General features: G+C 68.0%; 19 protein-coding genes, 2 tRNA genes and 2 pseudogenes. 12 read left to right on the top strand and 11 right to left on the bottom strand.

The genetic code is table 11. From position 1 onward, the window contains the following. Together gloB and ACMV5O_RS15735 are read left to right on the top strand one after the other, a co-directional pair. Nucleotides 1-774: a hydroxyacylglutathione hydrolase gene (gene gloB / locus ACMV5O_RS15740; RefSeq protein WP_416164346.1), complete on the top strand. Its 774-nt coding sequence runs from the start codon at nt 1-3 to the stop codon at nt 772-774. A gap of 11 nt (nt 775-785) precedes the next feature. Next, nucleotides 786-2180 carry a transglycosylase SLT domain-containing protein gene (locus tag ACMV5O_RS15735; RefSeq protein ID WP_416164345.1) on the top strand — a complete coding sequence of 465 codons (1395 nt, stop codon included), beginning with the start codon at nt 786-788 and terminating at the stop codon, nt 2178-2180. Here the strand turns inward: ACMV5O_RS15735 and ACMV5O_RS15730 are convergent, their stop codons facing one another. From ACMV5O_RS15730 to ACMV5O_RS15720, 3 genes are all read right to left on the bottom strand, one after another. Next, a complete protein-coding gene (locus ACMV5O_RS15730) occupies nt 2181-4220 on the bottom strand; it encodes a dipeptide ABC transporter ATP-binding protein (RefSeq protein ID WP_416164344.1) in 2040 nt (679 codons plus the stop codon). Between the two features lie 112 nt (nt 4221-4332). Next, entirely contained in the window at nt 4333-4818 is a 486-nt protein-coding gene (locus ACMV5O_RS15725; RefSeq protein ID WP_416164343.1) for an FKBP-type peptidyl-prolyl cis-trans isomerase, read from the bottom strand. Further along, nucleotides 4808-5290: a peroxiredoxin gene (locus tag ACMV5O_RS15720; RefSeq protein WP_416164342.1), complete on the bottom strand. Its 483-nt coding sequence runs from the start codon at nt 5288-5290 to the stop codon at nt 4808-4810. The genes ACMV5O_RS15725 and ACMV5O_RS15720 overlap by 11 nt, the downstream gene beginning before the upstream one ends. Before the next feature lie 243 nt (nt 5291-5533). Between ACMV5O_RS15720 and ACMV5O_RS15715 the strand changes: the two genes are divergently transcribed. From ACMV5O_RS15715 to ACMV5O_RS15695, 5 genes are all read left to right on the top strand, one after another. Next, nucleotides 5534-6559 carry a zinc-dependent alcohol dehydrogenase family protein gene (locus tag ACMV5O_RS15715; protein ID WP_416164341.1) on the top strand — a complete coding sequence of 342 codons (1026 nt, stop codon included), beginning with the start codon at nt 5534-5536 and terminating at the stop codon, nt 6557-6559. Between the two features lie 76 nt (nt 6560-6635). Further along, the gene (lexA, locus tag ACMV5O_RS15710) at nt 6636-7244 is read left to right on the top strand and encodes a transcriptional repressor LexA (RefSeq protein ID WP_416164340.1); all 609 of its coding nucleotides are present in this window, start codon (nt 6636-6638) and stop codon (nt 7242-7244) included. 37 nt (nt 7245-7281) lie between these two features. Next, entirely contained in the window at nt 7282-8001 is a 720-nt protein-coding gene (gene imuA / locus ACMV5O_RS15705) for a translesion DNA synthesis-associated protein ImuA (protein WP_416164339.1), read from the top strand. A 15-nt stretch (nt 8002-8016) separates the two neighbouring features. After that, on the top strand, nt 8017-9483 hold the full coding sequence (locus tag ACMV5O_RS15700) for a Y-family DNA polymerase (RefSeq protein ID WP_416164338.1): 1467 nt from the start codon (nt 8017-8019) through the stop codon (nt 9481-9483). Between the two features lie 143 nt (nt 9484-9626). After that, on the top strand, nt 9627-10235 hold the full coding sequence (locus ACMV5O_RS15695; protein WP_416164337.1) for a hypothetical protein: 609 nt from the start codon (nt 9627-9629) through the stop codon (nt 10233-10235). 73 nt (nt 10236-10308) lie between these two features. Here ACMV5O_RS15695 and ACMV5O_RS15690 read toward each other — a convergent pair whose 3' ends face one another. The 6 genes and pseudogenes from ACMV5O_RS15690 to ACMV5O_RS15665 form a co-directional block, all read right to left on the bottom strand. After that, nucleotides 10309-12114, bottom strand: a complete 1806-nt coding sequence (locus tag ACMV5O_RS15690; protein WP_416164336.1) for a M61 family metallopeptidase — start codon at nt 12112-12114, stop codon at nt 10309-10311. A gap of 107 nt (nt 12115-12221) precedes the next feature. Further along, nucleotides 12222-12524 (bottom strand): annotated as a pseudogene (locus tag ACMV5O_RS15685) (acyl-CoA thioesterase); the annotation flags it as partial. 111 nt (nt 12525-12635) lie between these two features. Continuing rightward, nucleotides 12636-13037 (bottom strand): annotated as a pseudogene (locus tag ACMV5O_RS15680) (acyl-CoA thioesterase); the annotation flags it as partial. A gap of 142 nt (nt 13038-13179) precedes the next feature. Further along, nucleotides 13180-13254: transfer RNA gene (locus ACMV5O_RS15675), tRNA-Val, on the bottom strand. 59 nt (nt 13255-13313) lie between these two features. Continuing rightward, nucleotides 13314-13388, bottom strand: a tRNA-Val gene (locus ACMV5O_RS15670). Between the two features lie 116 nt (nt 13389-13504). Further along, the gene (locus tag ACMV5O_RS15665) at nt 13505-14734 is read right to left on the bottom strand and encodes a benzoate/H(+) symporter BenE family transporter (protein ID WP_416164335.1); all 1230 of its coding nucleotides are present in this window, start codon (nt 14732-14734) and stop codon (nt 13505-13507) included. Between the two features lie 105 nt (nt 14735-14839). Here ACMV5O_RS15665 and ACMV5O_RS15660 point away from each other — a divergent pair, with 105 nt between their 5' ends. Then, nucleotides 14840-15751, top strand: a complete 912-nt coding sequence (locus ACMV5O_RS15660) for a LysR family transcriptional regulator (protein ID WP_416164334.1) — start codon at nt 14840-14842, stop codon at nt 15749-15751. Here the strand turns inward: ACMV5O_RS15660 and ACMV5O_RS15655 are convergent. Both ACMV5O_RS15655 and ACMV5O_RS15650 read right to left on the bottom strand, forming a co-directional pair. Beyond that, complete coding sequence (locus tag ACMV5O_RS15655; RefSeq protein WP_416164333.1) at nt 15735-16133, bottom strand: RidA family protein; 399 nt, start codon at nt 16131-16133, stop codon at nt 15735-15737. The genes ACMV5O_RS15660 and ACMV5O_RS15655 overlap by 17 nt on opposite strands. A gap of 208 nt (nt 16134-16341) precedes the next feature. Then, nucleotides 16342-17283, bottom strand: a complete 942-nt coding sequence (locus ACMV5O_RS15650) for a LysR substrate-binding domain-containing protein (RefSeq protein ID WP_416164332.1) — start codon at nt 17281-17283, stop codon at nt 16342-16344. A 273-nt stretch (nt 17284-17556) separates the two neighbouring features. Between ACMV5O_RS15650 and ACMV5O_RS15645 the strand changes: the two genes are divergently transcribed. From ACMV5O_RS15645 to ACMV5O_RS15630, 4 genes are all read left to right on the top strand, one after another. Then, complete coding sequence (locus ACMV5O_RS15645) at nt 17557-18594, top strand: TRAP transporter substrate-binding protein (protein ID WP_416164331.1); 1038 nt, start codon at nt 17557-17559, stop codon at nt 18592-18594. 59 nt (nt 18595-18653) lie between these two features. Continuing rightward, nucleotides 18654-19151, top strand: coding sequence for a TRAP transporter small permease (locus ACMV5O_RS15640; protein ID WP_416164330.1), 498 nt, complete (start codon nt 18654-18656; stop codon nt 19149-19151). After that, on the top strand, nt 19148-20440 hold the full coding sequence (locus tag ACMV5O_RS15635) for a TRAP transporter large permease (protein ID WP_416164329.1): 1293 nt from the start codon (nt 19148-19150) through the stop codon (nt 20438-20440). The genes ACMV5O_RS15640 and ACMV5O_RS15635 overlap by 4 nt, the downstream gene beginning before the upstream one ends. A 90-nt stretch (nt 20441-20530) precedes the next feature. Then, the gene (locus tag ACMV5O_RS15630; protein ID WP_416164328.1) at nt 20531-21874 is read left to right on the top strand and encodes an amidohydrolase; all 1344 of its coding nucleotides are present in this window, start codon (nt 20531-20533) and stop codon (nt 21872-21874) included. Nucleotides 21875-22248: the final 374 nt, after the last annotated feature.

The following is a 22248-nucleotide window of genomic DNA, read 5'->3' as shown; positions in this document are numbered from 1 at the left end:
ATGGACATTATCCCCCTTCCTGCCTTTCGCGATAACTACATCTGGCTGCTGCATGACGGACACCATGCGCTGGTGGTCGATCCAGGCGACGCCACCCCGGTCGAAGAAGCACTCGCGCGCCTGGGCCTCAATCTGAAAGCCATCCTCGTCACGCACTGGCACGCCGATCATGTTGGCGGTCTCGCGCGGCTGCTGGCGCGCTGGCCCGTTCCGGTGTTCGGCCCCGCAGGGGAAACCATCGAGGGCGTCAGCAAGCACCTGCGCGAAGGTGACGAGGTTCGCCTCGCCGAGCCTGCCGTGACCTTCAGGGTAATGGACGTCCCCGCTCACACCGCCGGCCACATCGCCTTCGTCGGCATCGACCTGGAGCCTGGTGTCGTGTTCTGCGGCGACACCTTGTTCTCGGCCGGCTGCGGCCGCCTGTTCGAGGGCACGCCTGCGCAGTTGGCGAGCGCGCTCGCCAAACTCGCCGCCCTGCCCGCCGACACCCGCGTCTGCTGCACGCACGAATACACCCTGTCCAACCTTGCGTTCGCGCGGGCCGCCGAGCCGGACAACCCCGAGCGCGACGCCTATGCCCTTGACTGCGCCGCGCGCCGCGAACGCGGTGAGCCGACCCTGCCGAGCACCATCGGGCGCGAGCGTGCGATCAACCCCTTCCTGCGCACCGACCGCCCGGGCGTGATCGACGCCGTTGCCGCCCACAGCGGCGAGCGGCCCACCGATGCACTCGCCTGCCTCGCCGCGCTGCGGGCATGGAAGGACCGCTTCTGAAGCGCCCCCCAATGCCCACCTCGCCCCACGGTACGCACCTGCGCCCCTCCCGCCTCGCCCTTGCCATCGCCTGCGCGACACTCGTCCTCGTTGCGCCGCAGCTGCGTGCGCAGACCGCAGGCGGCATGGCGCCCGCCGGCGAACCCGCACCGCCCGGCGCGATCACCGCCGAGCGCCGGATACCCGGCGAGCCCACGCCGGTGCTCGAGGAGGAGATCGTCGTCGAGCGCGTGCTGACGCTCGACCTCACGCGCGACGCCAACGACATCTGGGACCGCATCCGGCGCGGCTTCAGCATGCCCGACCTGGACAGCCAGCGGGTGATGGATCAGCAGGCCTTCTACCTCAACCGGCCGGGCTTCCTGAAGCAGGTCTTCGCCCGCGGCGGACGCTACCTGTACTACATCGTCGATGAGCTCGAACGCCGCGGCATGCCGACCGAGATCGCACTGCTGCCCATGGTCGAGAGCAGCTACAATCCGATGGCCTACTCACGCGCCCACGCCTCCGGGCTGTGGCAGTTCATCCCGTCGACCGGCAAGCACTACAACCTGACCCAGGACACCTGGGTGGACGAACGCCGCGACGTGATCGCCTCCACCAACGCCGCGCTCGACTACCTGCAGCGCATCTACGACATGCATGGCGACTGGCACCTCGCGCTGGCCTCCTACAACTGGGGCGAGGGTTCGGTGCAGCGCGCCCTGCGGCGCAACGCCGAGGAAGGCCTGCCACAGGAATACATGCACCTGCGCATGCCCGACGAGACGCGCAACTACGTCCCCAAGCTGCAGGCCATCAAGAACATCGTCGCCGAGCCCGAGCTGTTTCACTTCGAGCTGCCCTACGTCGCCAACGAGCTGCATTTCGTCACTGTCGACGCCCCCGTCGGCGTCGACCTCGCCACCGCCGCGCGCCTGTCGGACATGCCGCTGGACGAATTCCTGGCGCTCAACCCGGGCTTCAATCGGCCAGCGATCACGACGCCGGGGCAGACCTTCATCGTGCCCACCGACCGCGCCGAACAGCTCGAGGAAGGCCTGGCCGAGCTCGAGCGCAGCGGCAAGGGCTGGCGCATGCACGTCTTGGCCGGCGGCGAGTCGCTCGATGCGGTCGCCGGCCGCCACGGCCTGAGCACGGCGCAACTGCGTCGGCTCAACGGGCTCGCACCGGGCAGCAACCCGGGCTCTGGCCATGCGCTGCTGGTGCCGGACGGGGTCGATCCCGATGGTGCGCTCGAGGTCAGTGCCCTGCTGCCCTTCGCCGCTGCCGCCGCCGCGAGCCAGCAGGGCCTGCGCCTTGCCCCGGCAGGCGCAGGCCGCGGCCAGCCCCAGCTCAAGTCGCCCAAGCCGGTGCCGCGCGGCGCTGGCAGCGGTGAGCGCCGCAACAACAACCGCTCGCGCTGATCAGGGCTCCAGGCGCGGCCAGTGGCAGCGCACGCGATGACCCCGACCAAACTCGGTCACCGACGGGTAGCTGAGCCGGCACACGTCGGTAGCGTGGGCGCAACGCGGATGGAAATGACAGCCACTGGGCGGGTTGAGCGGCGACGGCAGGTCGGTCGCCGCTCCCGCAGCCGCGGCGGACATGACGCCGTCGGTGTCGCTCCCGATGCGGGGTACGGCCGCCATCAGGCTGCGCGTGTAGGGGTGGAAGGGCGCGCTCAGTACACGCTCCACCGGCCCCTGCTCGACGATACGGCCCAGATACATCACCGCCACCTCGTCGGCGAGGTATTCCACCACGGCCAGGTTGTGGGTGATGAACAGGTAGGCCAGCCCATGCTCGCGCTGCAGTTCGCGCATCAGGTTGAGCAGTTGGGCCTGTACCGAGACGTCGAGCGCACTCGTCGGCTCGTCGCAGATGATCACGCGGGGCATCACGGCCAACGCACGCGCCACCGCGATGCGCTGGCGTTGCCCGCCCGAGAATTCATGCGGATAGCGCCAGCGCATCTCGGCCGGCAGGCCGACACGGGCCAGCAGTTCGTCCACCCGCAGGCGCCGTTGCTGCGCGTCCGGCTCGACGCCGAGCGCGATCATCCCCTCCTCGATGATCTCGCCCACCCGCATACGCGGATTGAGCGAGGCGAAGGGGTCCTGGAACACCATCTGCACCGCCCGCCGCATGGGCTGCAGCGCCTCGGGCGGCAAGGCGCTGACGTTCTCGCCGTCGAGAAAGAGCTCGCCACTGGTGGGCTCGATCAGGCGCAGGATGGCCTTGCCCACGGTGGTCTTGCCACAGCCGGACTCGCCGACCAAGGCCAGGGTGCGCCCGGCCATCAGGTTCAGGCTGACCCCATCGACCGCCTTGAGCTCAGCCACCTTGCGCTTGAGCAAGCCCTTGCGCACCGGGAAATGCACCGCAAGCTCGCGCACCTCCAGCACCGGCTGTGTCGCTCGCTGACGATGCGCAACCGCCGCCACGGCTTGCTGCAGGTCGAGCGCACGGGGGACACTGACCCCTTCGTAAAGGTGGCAACGCACCGCCTGCGGGCCGAGCCGATGCCAGCCCGGCGCCTCCTCGTCGCAGCGGTCGAAAGCCATCTGGCAGCGCTCGGCAAAGCGGCAACCGTGAAACGCACGGTCGAGGCCGGGCACACTGCCCTCGGGCGCGTCGAGGGGCGCGCCACGGCGTTCCACAGCCGGCAAGGCCGCGAACAGCTTGCGCGAATAGGGATGCAGCGGCGCGGCGAAAAACGCGTCGCGCGGGCCCGTCTCAACCAGCTCGCCGGCGTACATCACGCCGACGTCATGGGCCATGCGCGCAACCACGCCGAGGTCATGGGTGATCAGCAGCATGCCCATGCCGCGTTCGCGCTGGATATTCGCGAGCAAGGCCAGCACCTGGGCCTGGATCGTCACGTCGAGGGCGGTGGTCGGTTCGTCGGCGATCAGCAACTGCGGCTGGCCGGCAAGCGCCATGGCGATCATCACCCGCTGCTTCATGCCGCCCGAGAACTGGAAGGGATAGTCGTGCAGGCGCCGCTCCGGGTCAGGAATGCCGACCGCCTCGAGCAGGCGGCAGGCCTCGGCCGCCGCGCCGGCCCCGTGCAGGCCGTGCTGCGCCAGCGCCTCGGTGATCTGCGCGCCGATGCTCATCACCGGGTTGAGACTCGTCGACGGCTCCTGGAAGATCATGCCGATACGGCCGCCGCGGATCGCGCGCATGGCGGACTCGGGCAGCGCCAGCACATCCTCCCCGCTCAGCCGGACACGCCCACCCACGATGTAGCCGCCGTCCGGCAGCATGCGCGTCAGCGCCAGCGCAGTCATCGACTTGCCGCAGCCGGACTCGCCGAGCAACGCAAAGGTCTCGCCCGCGCGGATGCTGAAGCCCACCCCGTCGACTGGCCGAATGTCGTCGCCCGCTCGCTCGATCACCACGCGCAGGTCGGACACCTGCAGCAGGGGGGCTGCCGCATCGGGCGGGCTGGAAGTGGACATGGAAACGGTCACGCGTAGCGAGAATCAGGGCAGAGCGAACTCGGCCCCCGCTCCGGCGAGCGGGGGCCGACGCATGTGAAAGGGGCCGCAAGTGCGGCCCCCGAATTGGTGCTTAGTGGTGGTGGCCACCCGGTCCGTGCACGTGACCGTGACTCACCTCCTCGGCGGTGGCCGGGCGGACTTCGGCGATCGTGACGTCGAACACCAGCGCCACGCCGGCGAGCGGATGGTTGCCATCGACCACCACCTTGCCATCGGCGATGTCGGTGACACGGTAGACCAGGTCTTCCTCACCGTCGTCGGACACGCGCTCGAAGCTCATGCCCACCTCGATGTTGTCGGGGAACAGCTTGGCGTCCTCGACCAGGATCAGGTCCTCGTCGTAATCACCGAAGGCGTCTTCCGGCTGCAGCTTGACCTGAAGCTGATCACCGACCTTCTTGCCGTGCAGGGCCTCTTCCAGGAGCGGAAAGATGCCGTCGTAGCCACCATGCAGATACACCAGCGGGTGATGACCGTCATCGATGACGGCGCCGTCCGGGTCGCGCACGGTATATTGCAGCGTCACCACGCTGTTCTTGACGATTTCATTTTGCATTCTGCGATTCCAGTTCCTTGACGAGTTCAAAAACCGTGGCCGCGTGGCCACGAGGCGCCACATCGTAGAGTGCGTGGCGGATCCTGCCCTGCTTGTCGATGATGAAGGTCGACCGCCGCACACCCATCTTCTTCACACCGTCGACTTCGCGCTCCTGCCAGACCTTGTAGAGTCGGCAGGCCTCGGTGTCCGAGTCCGACAGCAGGCGGATGGACAGCCCTTCCTTGTCGCGGAATTCAGCGTGGGTCAGACAGTCGTCAGGACTCACGCCAAGCACGATGCAGTCGTAGCGGGCAAACTCATCCTCGTGGTCGCTGAAATCGGCGGCCTGGAGGGTGCAACCCGGCGTGTTGTCGCGAGGGTAGAAATAGAGCACCACATTGTGCTTGCCGACCAGGGATGCGAGGTCGAAAATCTCCATATCGGCATCCGGCAGCGAGAATGCGGGGGCAATGTCTCCGCTCTGAAGCATGTGGTCTCCCTGATGTGGGGTGGATTCTAGCCGAGACATTCGACTAACACTACCGGCACCGGGTCGGACTTGGGTGTGGTCGAGCACTGGGTACTCCTCCGTGCTTGTTGTCGTGCTGTTGTCACGCGTCAGGGTGCCGCCAGCCGACACCATGGTGAAGCAATAGCCCAGATCGGGGCTGGGCTCAAGATGCAGCGCATCATTGCCGCCTCGCCTGCCCCCGTTCAATGGAGGTCATTCCTCATGCCGCACGCTGCTGCCTCGCTGCGCCCGCTCCCCGTCACCATGCGCGCCATGGTGCTCCAGCGCCCCGGTGAGCCCTTGCGCCTGCAGGCGCTGCCGGTTCCTCGACCCGGCGCGGGGCAGGTGCTGCTGCAGGTTGAGGCCTGTGGCGTGTGCCGCACCGATCTGCACCTCATCGACGGCGAGCTGCCCGAGCCCGTGCTGCCGATGATTCCAGGGCATGAGATCGTCGGCCGGGTGGTGGCGGTCGGCGAGGGCGTCACCGGCATTGCCCGCGGGCAGCGCATGGGCGTGCCCTGGCTGGGGTGGACCTGTGGCCACTGCGCCTACTGCACCGGCGCGCGCGAGAACCTGTGTGACGAGGCGCGCTTCACCGGCTACCAGATCCAGGGCGGCTATGCGGAATACACCGTCGCCGACGCACGCTACTGCTTTGCACTCGGCGACGCGCTCGATGCCGCAGCAGCGGCCCCGCTGCTGTGCGCCGGGCTCATCGGCTACCGCGCGCTGACGATGGCGGGCGACGCGCGGCGGATCGGGCTGTATGGCTTTGGCGCCGCCGCCCACATCATCGCCCAGGTGGCGCACTGGCAGGGCCGCGAAGTCCATGCCTTCACCCGTGCCGGCGACAGCGAAAGCCAGGCCTTCGCCCGCCAGCTCGGCGCGAGCTGGGTCGGCAGCGGCGCAGAGCGGCCGCCGCATGCGCTGGATGCGGCGCTGATCTTCGCGCCCGCCGGCGAGCTGGTGCCCGCCGCGCTGCGCACCCTGGCCAAGGGCGGCACCGTCGTCTGCGCCGGCATCCACATGAGCGACATTCCCTCCTTCCCCTACGACATCCTGTGGGGCGAGCGTCGCATCGTGTCGGTGGCCAACCTCACCCGCCGCGATGGCGACGAGTTTCTCGCCCTTGCGCCGCGCGTTCCGGTCCGCACCGAGATCACTCGTTTTGCGCTGGAGCAGGCCAACAGTGCGCTCGAGCGGCTGCGCCGCGGCGCCCTGCAGGGTGCGGCCGTACTCGTGCCCTGAGGCGTCTGCGCCAGTGCGTTCGACTTGCCCTCGGCGGATAACTGTTTAAAATTACAGCCACCCCATGGAGGCTGTGATGACCGCCCGAAACGAAACCCTCACCGCGCGCCAGCAGGAAATCCTCGATTTCATTCGCGCCACCCTCGAGTCCGAAGGCCGCCCGCCGACCCGCGCCGAAGTGTGCACCGCTTTCGGCTTCCGCTCGCCCAATGCCGCCGAGACCCATCTGCGCGCGCTCGCGGCCAAAGGGGCCATCCTGCTCGAGGAGGGGCGCGCGCGCGGCATCCGCCTGGCCGAGGCCCTCGGCCTGCCACTGGTCGGTCGGGTCGCGGCCGGCAGCCCCATCCTCGCCGCCGAACATGTCGAGGCCCGCTATCAACTCGACCCCGCGCTGTTCTCGCCCAAGGCCGACTACCTGCTGCGCGTGCGCGGCATGAGCATGCGTGACGCCGGCATCCTCGACGGCGACCTCATCGCCGTGCGTCGCAGCGGCGAGGCACGCAATGGCCAGATCGTCGTCGCCCGCGTGGAGGACGAGGTCACCGTCAAGACCTTGCAGCGCAAGGGCGCGCTGGTCGAACTGCTGCCGGCCAATCCCGACTACGCACCCATCGTGGTCGATACCCGCAGCGAAGCGCTGGTCATCGAGGGCATCATGGTCGGGCTGATCCGCAAGGATCACTGAGCCAGACGCCGCTGCCTGCACGCTCACACCTCTCAACATGGCCTTTCCTGCGCGCCACGCCCTGGATGAAGCCTGGCCCGCAAGCTCAGCGTCGGGTCCGGGGGCAATCCTGGCGGCCCTGCCCACGGGCAGCGTCTGGCAGGCGAACCGCATCGCACACAGCCAAAGCGAAGCGCGCCCGAGCGGTTTCGCCGCGCTCGACCGCGAACTGCCTGGTGGCGGCTGGCCCTCAGGCGCGCTGATCGAACTCCTGCTCGACCGGCCCGGTGCCGGCGAGCTGTCGCTGTTGCTGCCGCTGCTCGGCCGCACCCCCGCCGAACGCTGGATCGCCTGGGTCGCGCCACCGCTGCTGCCCTACCCCCCTGCGCTGCTGCGCGCCGGCGTGCCGCTGTCGCGGCTGCTGCTGATCCAGCCCAGGCGCAGCGAAGACGCACTGTGGGCCGCGCGCCAGGCCGCCGCGTCCGGCAGTTGCAGCGCCGTGCTGGCCTGGATGCAGAAGCTCGACAACGCCGCACTGCGCCGGCTGCAACTGGCGGCCGAAGACAGCGCGACACCGGTGTTCCTGTTTCGCCCGCGCTCGGCAGGCGGACAGGCCTCGCCCTCCCCGCTGCGGCTGGCGCTCAGCCCCGCCGGCGAGCAGTTGCGCATCGACATCCTGAAGCGCCGCGGCCCACCATCGGCCCGCCCGCTGATGCTGACGATCCACCGCGATCTGCAGCGGGACCCGGTACGCACGGGGCTGCGTCTCGCAAGCTGAGCGCCACCGCCCCCCATGCTCTGGCTCGCCATCCTGCTGCCGGCACTGCCGCTGCAAGTCTTCACCCGCGGTGCGCGCGCGGACACCGCGATCGCCGTGACGGCCGCCCCCGCCCAGGCCTGCATCCTCGCCGCCAGCCCGTTCGCCACCGCTGCGGGCGTGCGCCCCGGGCAACGCAGCGCGAGCGCGCTGGCCCTGCTGCCCGAACTGCAACTGCACGCCCGCGCGCCGGAACGCGAAGCCAGGGCGCTGCATGAGATCGCAAGCTGGGCCGCACGCTTCACCCCGCGCCTGAGCCTGTCGCCGCCCGATGCGGTCCTGCTCGAGATCGGCAGCTGCCTGCGCCTGTTCGGCAACGCCCAGCTCATCGAGGCCGAGGTGCAGGCGGGGCTGCGCGAGCTCGGCTTCGAAGCGCACACCGCCTGCGCCCCAACGGCGCTGGCCGCACGCTGGTTCGCGCGTGCCAACGGCCGCAGCCCGACCGCGGCGGACTGGCTGGACGCGCTCGAGCGCCTGCCGCTCGATGTGCTTGGCGACGAGGACGGCTGTGACGCCGCCACCCTGGCGCTACTCGCCGGCCTCGGCCTGCGCACGCTGGCCGAGTTGCACCGCCTGCCCGCCGCCGGCCTCGCCCGCCGTGGCGCCCAGGCCGCCATGCACTGCCTGGCGCGCGCGCGGGGCGAGACCCCGGACCCGCGCCCCTGGTTCGAGGTCGGCGAAAGCTTCGATTGCGGCCTCGCGCTGCCTGCACCGACTCACCATGCCGAAGCCCTGCTGTTCGCCGCCCGTCGCCTGTTCGCCAGCCTCGGCGGATGGCTGCGCGCCCGCCACGCCGCCATCGACCACTGTCGCTTGCTGCTCGAGCATGAATACCAGCCTGCGACCGGGCTTGAGCTGGTGCTCGGCAGCCCCAGCCAGGACGAGTGCCGCCTGCTGCTCATCGCCCGCGAGCGCCTCGGTACGCTGCAACTTGCGGCCGATGTGAGCGGCTTGCGGCTCCTTGCCGAGCACACCCTTGCCGCCGCGACCTCGAGCACGGACCTGTTCGACGATAGCAGCCGCGTCCGGGAACAGGCCGATCTGCTGCTCGATCGCCTGCGCGCCCGACTGGGGCGCGACCGGGTCAGCCAGCTCCGTGCCCTGCCCGACCACCGGCCGGAGGCGGCCTGGGCAGGCCTGCCCCATCCGCCCGCAGGGCGCACGGGCGCCAGGGCCGTCGTGGCGAAGGGCACGCTCCCGGCCTGGCGCCCCCCCGCGACCGATCGCCTGCGTCCGCTGTGGCTGCTCCCCACGCCACGCAGCGTCGATCCCGACGCCTTCGTGCTGTTGAGCGAAGCCGAGCGCATCGAGTGCGGCTGGTGGGACGAGCAGCCGGTATGCCGCGACTACTACCTGGCGCGCGACACCCGTCAGGCCTTGTGCTGGATCTACCAGTGCCTCGACAAGCCGCAAGCCTGGTATCTGCATGGCTATTTCGGCTGATCGATGCATCGGCCTCGTCAGGCCCAGGGGCGCGCACCACGGTCCGCATTCCCGCCCATCACCGCCCCGGTACCGCCCGCTCGGCGTAGTACACTTGCGCGTCGATCCCCAGCAACGCGCAGCCCCTGCGCCCGCAGCCCACAATGCCCCAAGTACCCCAGCACGCCCCCCCGAACGCCTCATCCCTGTCCGCCGCCGCTACGCCGGCTGCCGCCCACGGCACGCTGCCGGCCGGCGATCGCAGCCGGCAGCGTGCCCTCTTCTGCCTGCTCGTCTGCGTCGTCGCCCTCCCTGCTTCCTGGCTGCTGTTCTCCCAGCTCGAGCGCCTGTGGCCCACGATCGCCGCCATGGAAGGCCTGCTCTTCATGGCAGCCACCACCCTGCTCGGCGCGGCGATGGCAGTCGGTCCGCTGGCCGCCGCACTCGGCTTCCTGCTTGCGGTGTGGTTCGGCGTGGAGAGCGTCTATCGCCCGCGCCGTCGCCCCTCGCCCGCACTGGACCGCTTCATCATCGGCGCTGGCCTGCTGGTCTGGTTTGCCCCTGCGCTCAGCGCCATCGGCATTGCCCTGCAGGCTGTGGTGCGCGGCCGCATCCATTTCGTGCGCCCACCGCGTGACTACCTGCTCGCCACCGATCCCATCGCCTTCTGGCAAGGTGTCGGTTTCTGGCTGATCATGGCAGCGCTGTTCGCCTTCCTCGCCTGGCGCTACTGGCGCCCCCGCCTGCTGTCGGGCAAGCCCCACGGCGAGTGATCGCAGCGGCGCCGCGCTCGCCACGGCCACCACGCGCCCACCAGACTCCCGGGGCTGATGCGCGGCGCCGCGCTCAGGCGCCCAGCCAGCCCTTGCGCAGCGCCACCGCACGCTCGCCGCTGCGCGCAGCCAGCTTGAGCACGTACTTGTCAGCCGGCGGCTCAGCCAGCTCGACCTGGAACACCTTCAGTTCGTCGCGGCGGAAGGCGTGCAGTTCGACGCGATCGCCCGGCCGGCGGCGCTTGAGCTGCGTCTCCAGACCCTTGGCCGTCAGTTTCAGCCCGTCGAGCGCGATCAACACGTCACCAGCCGACAGCCCCGCGCGCTGCGCCGGGCCCCCATCGTACACATTGGCGATGCGCGCCTCGCTGTCGCCCGGGGCGAGCTTGAGGCCCAGGCCGGGCGCGGTGCTGGCCGGCTCGACGGCGAGCTCGACACCGAAGCCCTTCAGGAGGCGTTCGAGCGGCAAGTCGTCGGTGCCTTCGACCGCCTGCTGCAGCCAGCGCGCCAGGCGCTTGCCGAGCACCGCGCCGCCGACCTCGCGCACGGCATGGTAGATGCCGTCCTCGGCCACCCCGACCCCCGTCTGGCCATGGTCGGCCCACAGCTTGCGCATCACGTCATCGAGACTGCAGCGCCCTTCGCTGCCGGCGCGCAGTTGCAGGTCCAGTGCCAGCGCGATCAGCGCCCCCTTGGCGTAATAGCTGACGACGGCATTGGGTGCGTTCTCGTCCTGGCGGTAGTACTTGGTCCACGCATCGAAGGACGAGTCCGCCACGCTCTGCTTCAGGCGGCCACTGCCGCGCATCACGTTGGACACCGTCTTGGCCAGCAGGCCGAGGTAATCCTCAACCCCGATCACGCCGCTGCGCACGAGGGCGAGGTCGTCGTAGTAGGAGGTGAAGCCCTCGAAGGCCCACAGCAGGCGGGTGTGGTTCTCGCGCGTCAGGTCGTAGGGGGTGAACGCGGCCGGCTTGATGCGCTTGACGTTCCAGGTATGGAAGTACTCGTGGCTGCACAGGCCGAGAAAGGACTTGTAGCCGTCGGGCAGCCCCTCCATGCCCTTCCACGGCAGTTCGTCGCGCGCGCACAGCAGCGCGGTCGAGGCGCGATGCTCGAGGCCGCCATAGCCATCGCCCACCACCATGGTCAGGAAGAGGTAGTAATCGACCGGGGCGGGCGCGCCAAACAGGTCGATCTGCCACGCGCAGATGCGCTCGAGGTCGGCGCAAAGGCGATCGAGATCGCAATCATGGCGACCGGTCAGGGCGATATCGTGAGGGACGCCGGCGGCCTCGAAGCGCGCGAGCGTGAACTCGCCCATCTCGACCGGATGGTCGATGAGCTCGTCGTAGTCGCGGGCGCGAAAGCGGCCGAAGCGACACCCGGCTGCGCCCCCGGCGCGCCCGACTGCCGGCGGCAGGGCGGTGATGAGCCGCCAGCCACGAAACGGCGCACCCTCAGGGCGTTCGATGATGACCTCGCAGGGCGCCTCGGTGTGGCCCTCGACCGCCACGAAGACGCTCGTGCCGTTGAAGAAGCCGTGGCTGTCGTCAAGGTGGGCGGACCGCACCGAGAGGTCCCAGGCATAGACCTCGTAGTGCAGGGTCAGCGCCTCGCCCGCAGGTGTTGGGGCTACCCGCCAGCTCTGCTTGTCCAGCTTTTCCACCGCGCATGCGTGCCCCGCGCACTCCGCGCGCAGGGTGACGATATTGCGCGCGAAGTCGCGGATCATGTAGCTGCCCGGGATCCAGGCCGGCAGGCGGAAGATCTGGCCCGCGGGGTCGGGCGCACGCACTGTGCAACTCACGGCAAACAGATGGGCCCCCGGGTTCGAGAGGCGGATGCGGTATTCGACGGCAGGCACGGCGGACGGCATGGGCGGGCTCTCTCCCTGGCTGGAATTCCTGGACGCGGGGCGAAGCATACGCCTGCCTCTCACGGGTTCTCCAGTTTCAGCGCTCCGATGCGCGCGCCGTGCGCAACTCAGGCCGCATCGACCGTCGCGCCGGCGCGAAACGCGCCGACCGTGGTGTAAGTCAGCTTCGCCTCGGTGACCTTCACCACGAAGGGGTTCTCCGGGTTGCGTTGCGCAAACACCTCGACATCGACGGTCACGGTCTTGTCGCCGGCATCGGCAATCTCGGCGTAGAAGCTGAGCTTGTCACCAACCGACACCGGCTGCTTGAAGGTGAAGGAATCGACCGCCACGGTCGCGACACCGGCGCGCATGCGGCGGGTCGCCAGCACGGCGCCGGCGATGTCGACCATCGACATGATCCAGCCGCCGAACACGTCGCCGGCCGGATTGAGGTCGGCCGGCATCGGCACCACGCGCAGCACCAGTTCCTTGTCCCACACCGGCTCGGCACACGAGGCGAATTCATCGGCGGCCGAGGCTGGCGGCAAGAGGCGCTTGTTGCCCGCATCGTCCACCGCCACATAGGTCAGTTGCGCCTCGGTCACCTTGACCACCACCGGGTCAGCCGGATTGCGCTCGGCGAAGACCTGCACATCGACGGTCACCGACGACTTCCCCACCGCCAGCACGTCGGCGTAGAAGCTGACCACGTCGCCGACCGACACCGGCTGCTTGAAAGCGAAGGAGTTCACCGCCACGGTGACCACGCGCGAGCGGGCGCGGCGGATCGCGGGCGAGGCGCCGGCGATATCGACCATGGCCATGATCCAGCCGCCGAACACGTCCCCGGCCGGGTTGAGGTCGGCCGGCATCGGCATCACGCGCAAGGCGAGGTGTTCCTTGGAGGGGAGTTCGGTGACACTCACGGGGCGCTCGGCCATGGCTGTACTCCTTTGTCTTCGAGCTACGGGTGGCTGGAGTGTAATACCCCGGGCCGGACTGGCAAGCCGGGCCGCGACATCGCCAGGGTCTCTACGCCAGGTCGACAAAAAAGCCGGCGCAATGGCCGGCTTCAATGAAGTGTGGTGGGCGGTACTGGGATCGAACCAGTGACCCCTGCCGTGTGAAGGCAGTGCTCTACCGCTGAGCTAACCGCCCGATCCATGCGCCTTGGCGCGTGCAATCGGTTTCCCGGGCGCTTCACGGCTTGCGGGCCGTGGTGGGCGGTACTGGGATCGAACCAGTGACCCCTGCCGTGTGAAGGCAGTGCTCTACCGCTGAGCTAACCGCCCCGAGAAAAGAGGCCGCATTCTAGAAGGCGGCCTGAGTATCGTCAAGCGTTACAGCGGGACGCCATTCGAACGACATCGATGGCACGGATGCAATGCGGCCGACGCCGCCGGTGCGCTCATTTTGCCAAGGCGACGAAGTCCTGCCTCTCCATCAGCCAGGACACGACGAAGCCCGCGACCAGGCCCCAGAACGCGGCGCCGATGTTGAGCAGGCTGATGTCCGCCACCGTCACCAGCAGGCTGATCAGGGCACCGAGCGAGAACTTGCCACCGAAGGACGCCATGAAGGCGCCCTGGAGCACGCGCAGCATCGCCAGCCCGCCCAGCACCATGATGAATTCGGCGGGCGCGGCCAGCATCAAGCCGGTAAAGGTCGGCGCCATCAGGCCGAACAGCACCCCGAACACGCCGAACGCGAGCGCCGCCGTGTACTGACGACCGTGCTCGCCGGACGAGGTGAGCAGCGCATTGGTCGGACCGGTCAGGCAGCTGCTGACCGCGCCCACCGCCGCACTGAGCGCGGCGCCAATGCCCGAGACGACGGCGATGGTGTTGACCGGCGGCTCGTGACGGGCTGCCTTCAATACCGCGACGCCCTGGCCGTTCTGCACCACCAGCACCGTGATCGCCAGCGGCACCACGAGCTCGACGAGCGCAGCGAGCGACCACACAGGTGCCTGCACCAGTGGCTGAGCAAAGCTGAAGCTGCCCAAGGCAGACGTATCCAGGCGATCGAACACGGCAATCGCCAGTGCGCCCACGAGCAGGGCACCGATCACCGGCGGCATGCGCTTGCCCAGCACCGGGCTGGCCGACAGCAGCAGGAAGGCGACGACCATTGGCGCGGCAATGGCCACGTCACTGTGCAGGGCGTGCACCAGATCGAGGCCGAAGCGCAGGAAGACGCCTGCCACCATGCCCATCACGATCGGCATCGGCAGGGCCTGCATGAAGCGCTTGACCCAGCCGCTCATGCCCATCACCAGGATCAGCAGGCTGGTGGCGTAGAAGGCGCCGATGACTTCGGCAAAGCTCAGGTGCTGCAGGGCCGGGCCGACCAGCACCGTGCCCGGGATCGTCCACGCGAAGCCGAGCGGCGTGCGGTACTTCCAGCTCATGGCGATGGTGATCAGGCCGTTGATGAAGAACACGCCGAACACCCAGGAGGCGAGTTCGGCCTGCGACAACCCGCCGCGCGTGCCCACGGCCAGGATGATCGCGACCGGGCCGGTCGCCGAGAAGATGAAGCCGATCAGGCCGTTGGCGAAGTACGTGAGGCCGAAGTCGTCGAGGATTCGCCTTGGCCCTGGCGCTTTTTCAGTGGGGCGTTCGAGATGAGCAAGCATGGGTGGGTCTCAATGGGGACGACGATTATGGTTATTCATCCGGCAGATATAAAGACGTCTAGAATGAAATCACTATTCTGAAAATACGAACATTCAGGACTCGCCATGGATCGTATCGCAGCGATGCGGCTTTTCACCCGCATCGTCGAACTGGGCAGCTTCAGCCGTGCGGCCGCGCAACTCGGCGTGGCGCGGGCCTCGGCCACGCAGATCATCAAACAGCTGGAAGCCCGCGTCGGGGTGCGGCTCCTGCTGCGAACGACGCGGCAGGTCACGCCCACCGTCGATGGCAGCGCCTACTATCAGCGCTGCCTCGAAATCCTGAGCGACCTGGATGAGCTCGACGCGGAGTTCTCGCAGGTCGGGCGCCACCCGCAGGGCAGCATCCGGCTCGACATGTCCGGTTCGCTCTGCCGCCTGGTTCTTCTCCCTGCCCTGCCCGCATTCTGCGCGCGCTACCCGCAGATCAAGCTCGAGATCGGCGTCGGCGACCGCCAGATCGATCTCGTGCGCGAAGGCGTGGATTGCGTGCTGCGCATCGGTGACCTGCGCGACATACCCCTGGTGGCGCGCGAGCTAACGCGGCTCGAACAGGTCACCTGCGCCGCTTCGGACTACCTCGCCCGCCACGGCGCGCCACGCAGTCTGGCCGAACTCGAGGGGCACCTCACCGTCGATTACGTCTCGGCCACCAGCGGCAAGCAGGTCCCGCTCGCATTCGACGTCGGCGGCCGCATCGAGCGCCATGTGCTGCCGGCCACCGTCACCGTCAATAACGGCGATGCCTACGTCGCGGCGTGCAAGGCCGGCTTCGGGATCATCCAGTTGCCTCGCTATCACGTCAGCGCAGAACTCGAACGCGGCGAGTTCGAGGAGATCCTCACCGAACACCGACCGCCCCCCTTGCCGCTGAACGTGCTGTATCCCCCCAATCGTCAGTTGTCGGCCCGGGTGCGCGTGTTGATCGATTGGCTGGGCGAGCTCTTCGCGTCCAGCCCGCTCACTGCGCGGCGATGACCTCGATCTCCACCTTCAGCCCCTCGAAGGCCAGCCGCTCCACACCGAGCAGGGTCACGGCCGGCGGGCGGTCGGCATCGAAGTAGGCCGAGCGGATCTCACGGATCCGGGCAAGTTGCTCGGGGCGCAGGTCGACCACGTAGATGTTGACCTTGACCAGATCGCGCATGCTCGCGCCCTGGGCCTGCAAACCGATCTCGATGTTGTCGAGGGTGCCCTTCAACTGCGCCTCGAGGTCGTCGGGGTTGCGCACCCTGCCCTCACGATCGCAGTCCACCTGCCCCGACAGAAAGATCAGCCGCTCTGCTGCACGGACGGAATAGGTCTGGCTGAACGCCTTGCCGACGAACAGTTCGGGCGGGTTGATGGCTTGATGTTCCATGTTTGTGTCTCCAGAGAGTCGATACGTCTGGCGGGAGATTCTGATTGTGCGGGACAGACAGATAAACCCCGTAAGACCGGAAACACTTTTCGCAGATTAAGAACAATCCAGGGGGCTGGAAGGAGGCGTCCGAGCCCTGCCTGCAGCGATTGCGCCTGATCGCGCCGGCCGCCTCGTCCCGCCCCGAGTGTCGGCTATTCGTCGCACGTCAGGAGGTAATGGGGCGCACACCCGTTGCCGCAGCGCTGGCGCCGACCGAAAGGGCTGAAACGTGCCGGCGGAACATGCCTGCGAGCTTCTTCGCAGCGCTGCCCAGTGGCACGTTACGCAAGGTCAGCAGCCCGAGCGACATCGGCGGCGGCAGCGGATCCAGCAACAGGGGGGTCAGGCCGACCCCCGCGCACGGATCGATGATCAGCGCCTTCGGCCCGTAACCGATGAGGTCGTTGCGGCGCGCCAGTTCCAGGATCAGGAAGGGCGAGGAGCAGTGCAGGATGCGGCTCGGCGCTGCAAAGCCGCGTGCTGCGAGCCAATCGACAAGATTCATGCTCTGGCTGCCGGCGCTCAGGTTCAGCACCCATGGCGCTTCGGCCACGTCCGACCAGTCCCGCACACCGGCCAGCGGGTGGCTGCGGCGCAGGAAGGGCACGGCCTCGATCTCGGCGAGAGGCTCGAACTCGATCTCGTAGGGCAGGTCCTGCGCAGAGGCCAGCGCAATCGCGAAATCGATCTTGCCCTCGATCAGGCCGGGTAGCGCCTGCACCAGCAACCCCTCGTGGAAAGTGAGTTCGGCGTCCGGCTGCGCGCGGCGAAACTCGCTGAGCACGTCTGGCAGCACGGTCGCGGTCAGCAGGGGCGTGATGGCGGCCTTGACATGCGCCCCCGCGCCCCCGCGCATCAGGCGGATCTCCGCGCGTGCCTTCTCGATCGTCGCCAGCACGAGGCGCGCGCGTACCAGCAAGGCGTTGCCTTCGGGGGTGAAGCCGACGCCCTTGTAGCTGCGCTGCAGCAGCTCCGCGCCGACGTCCTCCTCGAGCTCGCGCAGCGCCTTGGTGAGGGCACTCTGGCTGAGGTTCATGGCGCGTGCGGCCGCACGGATGGAGCCGCGGTCGGCCACCTGCACCAGGGCCTTGAGTTGGTGATCTTTCATGATCGCACTGACCTAATCTGGTTGTCACCCACGAAAAAATATCGCCTTACGGCGTGCGCGGCAAGTTCATATGATTTGCTCATGAGTTATTTCTATTCGAGAGCCCGATGAACGCCCAGCCAACCGTCGTGAGCAGGATCGATACCGAGCCGTTGAGGGCTTGGCGCCATGCCCGTCATCGACGTACTGGCTGTGCTGGCAGCGGGCGCACGATCGGCGCGCTCAAGCAGTAAGCCCCAGTAAGCCCATAACTAAACCTTGTTCGGAGGCAACATGAAACTCAGCAAACTACTCGCCACCCTGTCCGCCGGATTCGTCCTCGCCACCGGCGCCGGCCTGCCGGCCGCGCAGGCCGCCACCACCCTCACCATGTCGAGCTGGGTGTCACCCACCCACTTTCTGACCCCCGAGGTCTTCCAGCCCTGGATCGAGGACGTCAAGCGCGTCACCGAGGGCCGTGTCGACGTCCGCATCCTGCCCAAGCCGGTGGGCGGCCCCGCCCAGCACTGGGAGCTGGCGCGCAAGGGCGTGGCGGACATCACCTGGGGCAATTTCACCTACGAGCCGGATCGCTTCAAGGCACTGTGGTTCTCGGAGATGCCCTTCACCGGTACCAACGCGGAAGCCTCCTCGGTGGCGCTGTGGGAGACCTACGAGAAGTACCTCGCCGGCAAGCCGGCCTTCGAGGGCGTGGTCATGCTCGGCGTCGGCCTATTCGGCGGCGGCCAGATCCACCACGGCAGCAAGAACATCATCGAGCCGGACGACCTCAAGAACCAGAAGGTGCGCATGGGCGGCCCGATCCAGAAGCGCCTGCTCGAGGACCTCGGCGCAGTGCCGGTCGCCGGACCGGGGCCGAAGGCCTACGAGCTGCTCGAGAGCGGCGTGGTCGATGCGTCGCTGCACACGATCGAATCGGTGATCAACTTCCGCGTCGACGAAAAGCTCAAGCATCACACCATCGTCCCCGGCGGCTTCTACGACGCGAGCTTCTTCGTCGTCATCAACGAGGGCAAGTGGAACAGGCTCTCCGAGGCCGACCGCAAGGCGATCATGAGCGTGTCGGGCGAGAAGCTGTCGCGCCTGTGGGGCCAGCGCTTCGACGTACAGAACCAGGCCGGCGAGGCCAAGCTGCGCGCTGACGGGCACAGCTTCAACGAACCCTCGCATGCGCTGTTCGAGCGCATCGGCGCGGTGCGCGAGCGCATGCTCGCCGACTGGGCGGCCGAAGGCCCGAGCTTCGGTGTCGACAAGCCGATGGAGATGCTCGAGTTCTTCGAGCAGCGCTACAAGGCCCACGCCGGCAACTGATCGCCCACTGATCCTGGAAGTGGCCGGCTCCGGCCGGCCACTTCCACACGGAGAATCACATGGACGCGTATCTGTCCCGCATCCGCAAGGGCGTGGAGGCGCTGCTCATCCTCACGCTGTTGGGCATGGTCCTGCTCACCTTCGCCGACGTCATCGGGCGCCGGCTGTTCGGTACCCCCGTCTTCGGCGCTCACGACGCCACCGAACACCTGATGGCGATCATGGTGTTCTGCGGCCTGCCGCTACTGACGGCCGCGCGCGGACACCTGGCGGTGGACCTGTTCGACAAATACCTGATGAAGCCCAGCATGGCCTGGTGGCACCGTCTGATTGCACTGCTGATGACCCTTGTGCTGCTGCTGATCGCCTACGAATTCTTCAATGCCGCGATCGAGGCAGGCCAGATCCAGGAGATTAGCCAGGCGCTGTCGATTCCGCGTAGCGGCATGTATGCCTTCATCTCCTTCACCTCGCTGCTGTCGGCCCTGGCTGCCCTGCTGGGCTGCTTCGGCGCCCCCGCCTCGCACTCCCACGCGCCCGAGGAGCATGCCAAATGACCGTCGGTCTCCTTTCCCTGCTGGCCGTGCTGGTGCTGGCCTTCCTGCGCGTACCGCTCGCCTTCGCGCTGCTGTCGGTGTCGCTCGCCGGCATCAGCGTCGTCATGGGCTGGGACGTCGCCCGCTCGCTGGTGCCGATGACGATCTCGGAGGCCGTGTTCTCGTATGAACTGGCCGTGGTGCCGATGTTCATCCTGATGGGCAACATCCTCGCCCGCTCGGGCATCTCCGACGATCTGTTCCGCGCCGCCAACGCCTTCCTCGGCCCGGTGCGCGGCGGACTTGCGCTGTCGACCATGGTGACCTGCGCCGGCTTCAGCGCGGTGTGCGGCTCCAGCCTGGCGACCGCGGCCACGATGTCCAAGGTCGCCTACCCGAGCATGAAGCGCTACGGCTACTCGGACCAGCTCGCTTCGGCCACCATCGCCGCGGGTGGCACGCTCGGCATCCTGATCCCGCCGTCCATCATCCTGATGATCTACGGCATCCTCACCCAGACCAACATCGGCGACCTGTTCGTCGCCGCAGTGATCCCCGGCCTGCTCGGCCTGCTGATGTATCTGGGCGTGGTCTACGCCATCGCCTGCATCAGCCCGCAGGACGCGCCGCGCGGCGAACGCACCACCACGGCGGACAAGCTCCGCTCCCTGCGCGGCGTGTGGCCCTTCACCCTGCTCTTCGTGCTCATCATCGGCGGCCTGTATGGAAGGCTCTTCACCGCCACCGAGGCCGCGGGTCTGGGTGCCGGTCTGGCGCTGATCCTGTCCATGGCGCAAGGGCGCATGAGCTGGCAGAGCTTTCGCCAGATCTTCGTTGAGACCGCGACCACCTCGGTGATGCTCTACAGCGTGCTGTTCGGCGCACTGCTGTTCGCCAAGCTGATCTCGTTCTCGGGCCTGGGAGAAGGCCTCCTGGCCTTCGTCGAGGAGGCGGGCCTGGGCCCTTACCAGACCCTGGCGGCAATCCTGCTCATCTTTCTGCTCCTCGGCTGTGTGATGGAGTCGCTGGCGATCATCCTGATCTGCGTCCCGCTGTTCTTGCCCATCCTGATCAGCCACGGTTTCGACCTCGTGTGGTTCGGCATCATCGTCGTCGTGGTCACCGAGATTGCGCTGATCACGCCGCCCATCGGCATGAACGTTTTCGTGCTCAAGGCCACGCTGCCGCACGTCCGTCTCGGCGCGATCTTCCGCGGACTGTTCCCCTTCGTCGGTATCGATTTGGTGCGCTTGCTGCTGCTGGTGGCCTTCCCGTCGATCTCGCTCTGGCTGGTGGCTATGATGAAGTGACGCTGGCGCGGCCGGCGCGGCGCAGCCGCACCCCGGCCCAATCGATGGACAGCCCGAGCAGTTCCTCCAATCCCAAGAGAGATCCCGCAAATGAAAACAAGCACGCACTCCGGCAAGGTCCTGCGCCTCGCCGCCGCCATCGCCCTGCTGGGCCAGGCTGCGCTCGGCTCTGCGCAAGCGCTCGACGACGCTACCCTCCAGGACCTCAGCACCCGTGTCGAAGCCCTGCAGCCGCGGATGGTCGAGTGGCGCCGCGACATCCACCAGCACCCCGAGCTCTCCGGCCAGGAGGTGCGCACCGCGGCCCTGGTCGCCGAGCATCTGCGCAAGCTCGGCATGGAGGTGCGCACCGGCGTCGGCGGGCACGGGGTCGTCGGCCTGCTCAAGGGTGGGCAGCCGGGCAAGGTCGTCGCCCTGCGCGCCGACATGGACGCGCTGCCTGTGGCAGAGGTCACCGGACTGCCGTTTGCCTCCCGGGTCAAGCAGATGAACATGGGGGTCGAGTCGCCGGTCATGCACGCCTGCGGTCACGACGGCCACACCGCGATGCTGATGGCGGTGGCCGAGGTGCTGGCCGGCATGCGCGAGCAGCTCCCGGGCACGGTCAAGTTCGTCTTCCAGCCCTCCGAAGAGGGCCTCTCGTCGCCGCCCGAGCCGGGCCAGAGCTGGGGCGCCAAGGCCATGGTCGAGGACGGCGCGCTCGAGAACCCGCGCCCGGACGTGGCCTTCGCGCTGCACATCATTCCCAACATGCCCTCGGGCATGATCGGCTACCGCAGCGGCCCGCAGTTCGCCAGCGGCGACACGGTGCGCATCAAGATCAAGGGCAAGCAGACCCACGGCGGCTTCCCGTGGAACGGGGTGGATCCGATCGTGGTGTCGGCCCAGGTGGTCACCGCGCTGCAGACCATCGTCAGCCGCCAGCTCAACATCAGCAAGGAACCGGCCGTCCTGTCGATCGGCCAGATCAATGGCGGCAACCGCGAGAACATCGTGCCTGAATCGGTCGAAATGGTCGGCACCCTCCGCGCCTTCGACGAGGCCATGCGCGCCGATGCCAAGGAGCGCATCACGCGCACCGCCGAGTCGATCGCTGCGGCCAGCGGCGCTGCCGCCGAGGTGAGCTTCGGGCCGTCCGCCTATCCGGTGACGACAAACCCCGAGGCGCTGACCGAGATGATGGCGCCGGTGCTGAAGAAGGTCAGCGGCGGCAAGGCGATGCAGACTTCGCGCCTGATGGCCTCGGAGGATTTCTCCGAGTTCCAGAAGGTCGTGCCGGGCCTGTACATCATCCTCGGTGCCGCCCCCGAAGGCAAAACGCCGGCGACCGCGGCGCCGAACCACAACCCCGCCTTCGATTTCGACGAGGGCGCGATGCCAGCCGGCGCGAAGGCCTTGGCGGCAATGACCCTGGAGTTTCTGGCGAGACCGTGACGAGCGTGTTCCGAATGGGCAGAATGCGACCTATCGCTTGCCGATCAAAGGAGGTGGCTCGCTTACATCAGCCGATTGGAATTCGAGCGACCCGGAAGACGGCTGCGAGGAACTCGAGCAGCCCGCTATCTGCGGTGTCTCATCACAGAACCGGCAGCTCCGCAGTGACCGCTTCCTCGACCTTTCCCGGCTTCGTCACGGCGGCTCGGCGGAAGCCGCGTCCTGTGTCGGCAGCGCGAACTTCGAGATCCAGCTCATCCTGAATGGCTACTGTCGCGTTCCCCTGCCGCGCCATGTAGGGGTCAGCTCACGAAACGGAAAAAATCGTACGCTATGCCTTGTCGTGCCAGCCCAGCACAATGATTGACATGCCC

Source organism: Thauera sp. WH-1 (assembly GCF_047806685.1).
Taxonomy (GTDB): Bacteria; Pseudomonadota; Gammaproteobacteria; order Burkholderiales; family Rhodocyclaceae; genus Thauera.
This window is presented reverse-complemented; position numbering and strand designations above follow the sequence as displayed.

Excerpts from the sequence above, each read along its gene's own strand:
- ACMV5O_RS15700 (WP_416164338.1), top strand. The coding sequence starts at position 8,017 with ATGCTCTGGCTCGCCATCCTGCTGCCGGCACTGCCGCTGCAAGTCTTC.
- ACMV5O_RS15720 (WP_416164342.1), bottom strand. The coding sequence starts at position 5,290 with ATGCTTCAGAGCGGAGACATTGCCCCCGCATTCTCGCTGCCGGATGCC.
- ACMV5O_RS15630 (WP_416164328.1), top strand. The coding sequence starts at position 20,531 with ATGAAAACAAGCACGCACTCCGGCAAGGTCCTGCGCCTCGCCGCCGCC.
- ACMV5O_RS15735 (WP_416164345.1), top strand. The coding sequence starts at position 786 with ATGCCCACCTCGCCCCACGGTACGCACCTGCGCCCCTCCCGCCTCGCC.
- ACMV5O_RS15650 (WP_416164332.1), bottom strand. The coding sequence starts at position 17,283 with ATGAAAGATCACCAACTCAAGGCCCTGGTGCAGGTGGCCGACCGCGGC.
- ACMV5O_RS15655 (WP_416164333.1), bottom strand. The coding sequence starts at position 16,133 with ATGGAACATCAAGCCATCAACCCGCCCGAACTGTTCGTCGGCAAGGCG.
- ACMV5O_RS15640 (WP_416164330.1), top strand. The coding sequence starts at position 18,654 with ATGGACGCGTATCTGTCCCGCATCCGCAAGGGCGTGGAGGCGCTGCTC.
- gloB (WP_416164346.1), top strand. The coding sequence starts at position 1 with ATGGACATTATCCCCCTTCCTGCCTTTCGCGATAACTACATCTGGCTG.
- ACMV5O_RS15635 (WP_416164329.1), top strand. The coding sequence starts at position 19,148 with ATGACCGTCGGTCTCCTTTCCCTGCTGGCCGTGCTGGTGCTGGCCTTC.
- ACMV5O_RS15660 (WP_416164334.1), top strand. The coding sequence starts at position 14,840 with ATGGATCGTATCGCAGCGATGCGGCTTTTCACCCGCATCGTCGAACTG.
- ACMV5O_RS15715 (WP_416164341.1), top strand. The coding sequence starts at position 5,534 with ATGCCGCACGCTGCTGCCTCGCTGCGCCCGCTCCCCGTCACCATGCGC.
- ACMV5O_RS15730 (WP_416164344.1), bottom strand. The coding sequence starts at position 4,220 with ATGTCCACTTCCAGCCCGCCCGATGCGGCAGCCCCCCTGCTGCAGGTG.
- ACMV5O_RS15695 (WP_416164337.1), top strand. The coding sequence starts at position 9,627 with ATGCCCCAAGTACCCCAGCACGCCCCCCCGAACGCCTCATCCCTGTCC.
- ACMV5O_RS15725 (WP_416164343.1), bottom strand. The coding sequence starts at position 4,818 with ATGCAAAATGAAATCGTCAAGAACAGCGTGGTGACGCTGCAATATACC.
- ACMV5O_RS15665 (WP_416164335.1), bottom strand. The coding sequence starts at position 14,734 with ATGCTTGCTCATCTCGAACGCCCCACTGAAAAAGCGCCAGGGCCAAGG.
- ACMV5O_RS15645 (WP_416164331.1), top strand. The coding sequence starts at position 17,557 with ATGAAACTCAGCAAACTACTCGCCACCCTGTCCGCCGGATTCGTCCTC.
- ACMV5O_RS15690 (WP_416164336.1), bottom strand. The coding sequence starts at position 12,114 with ATGCCGTCCGCCGTGCCTGCCGTCGAATACCGCATCCGCCTCTCGAAC.
- imuA (WP_416164339.1), top strand. The coding sequence starts at position 7,282 with ATGGCCTTTCCTGCGCGCCACGCCCTGGATGAAGCCTGGCCCGCAAGC.
- lexA (WP_416164340.1), top strand. The coding sequence starts at position 6,636 with ATGACCGCCCGAAACGAAACCCTCACCGCGCGCCAGCAGGAAATCCTC.